This window comes from Neisseria sp. P0021.S005, assembly GCF_051956955.1.
Map to the genome: position 1 here is coordinate 1 of NZ_JBQCWY010000678.1, position 1,644 is coordinate 1,644.

Consider the following 1,644-nt stretch of genomic DNA (forward strand, 5'->3'; position numbering starts at 1 on the left):
CGCAGGACGTTACCGGTTACAGAGATGGTGTCTTCGCCGTTTTTCAGACGACCCAAGCTGAACTTGGCAGCTTCTTCGGGAGCGAGGACGCGGATGTCGAGACCGTTGGTATCCAGTTCGGCAAGGTAGGCTTTAACCTTGGCGAGCAGGCTCTTGTCGTGCGGACGGTTTTCGTCGAGCCAGAACACGGCTGGCGTGTTGCTCAGACGGGCGCGGTTGACGGCGAGTTGTACCCAGTCTTTGACGGGCGCGTCTTTGGTTTGGCACATACGCCAGATGTCGCCTGCTTCAACGTCGTGCTGCATCAGGACTTTGCCTGCCGCATCAATGACTTGAACCTGACCGTCGGCTTCGATTTCGAAAGTTTTATTGTGCGAACCATATTCTTCGGCCGCCTGCGCCATCAGGCCGACGTTGGGTACTGTACCCATGGTTGTCGGATCGAACGCGCCGTGTTCGCGGCAGAAGTCGATGGTTGCTTGATAAACGCCTGCGTAGCTGCTGTCGGGAATCACGGCTTTGGTGTCTTGCGCTTTGCCGTCTTTGTCCCACATACGGCCGGAATTGCGGATCATCGCAGGCATGGAAGCATCGACGATAACATCGCTGGGGACGTGCAGGTTGGTAATGCCTTTGTCGGAATCGACCATCGCCAAATCGGGGTTGGCAGCGTAAACGGCAGCGATTTCGGCTTCGACGGCAGCGCGAGTGTCCGCATCCAGTTTGTCCAGATTGGCAAGCAGGTTGCCGAAGCCGTTGTTGACATTGACGCCGGCGGCAGCCAGTTTGTCGCCGAATTTTTCAAAAACAGGCGCGAAGAACACTTTGACGGCGTGTCCGAAGATAATCGGGTCGGACACTTTCATCATGGTGGCTTTCATGTGCAGCGAGAACAATACGCCTTTTGCCTTCGCGTCTTTTACTTGCTCGGCAAGGAAGGCGAGCAGGGCTTTTTTGCTCATCACGGTCGCGTCGATGATTTCGCCGGCTTTCAGGGCGACGGGCTCGCGCAGCTCTTTCTTGTTGCCTTGTTTGTCGGTGAATACGATGGATACGGAAGTCGCTTCAGGTACGGTAACGGATTGTTCGTTATGGAAAAAGTCGCCGCTTTGCATGGTGGCAACGTGGGTTTTGGAGTCTTTGGTCCATGCGCCCATGCTGTGCGGATGTTTTTTCGCAAAGTTTTTCACTGCTTTAGGCGCGCGGCGGTCGGAGTTGCCTTCGCGCAGGACAGGGTTTACCGCGCTGCCTTTGATGCGGTCGTAGCGTTCGCGTATGGCTTTTTCTTCATCGGTTTGCGGGTCGGCGGGATAGTCGGGAACGGCAAAGCCTTTAGACTGCAATTCTTTAATCGCAGCGGTCAGTTGCGGTACGGATGCGCTGATGTTCGGCAGTTTGATTACGTTTGCATCGGGTTGTTTCACCAGTTCGCCCAATTCGGCAAGCGCATCAGGTACGCGTTGCGCTTCGGTCAGGTATTCGGGAAACGCCGCCAAAATACGGCCGGAGAGAGAAATGTCGCTGGTTTTGACATCAATATCGGCGTGGCGGGTAAACGCCTGCACGATTGGCAACAGGGATTGAGTGGCCAATGCAGGAGCTTCGTCGGTGTAGGTATAGATAATGGTGGATTTAGTCATGGGA

At 55.2% G+C, this 1,644-nt stretch carries 1 protein-coding gene; it reads right to left on the reverse strand.

Translation table 11 applies throughout. The features are described 5' to 3' along the window. Window positions 1–1,640 (reverse strand): NADP-dependent isocitrate dehydrogenase (locus ACTHUE_RS18240; protein WP_440424116.1); only part of this gene is annotated, 1,640 nt, incomplete at its 3' end. Window positions 1,641–1,644: the final 4 nt, after the last annotated feature.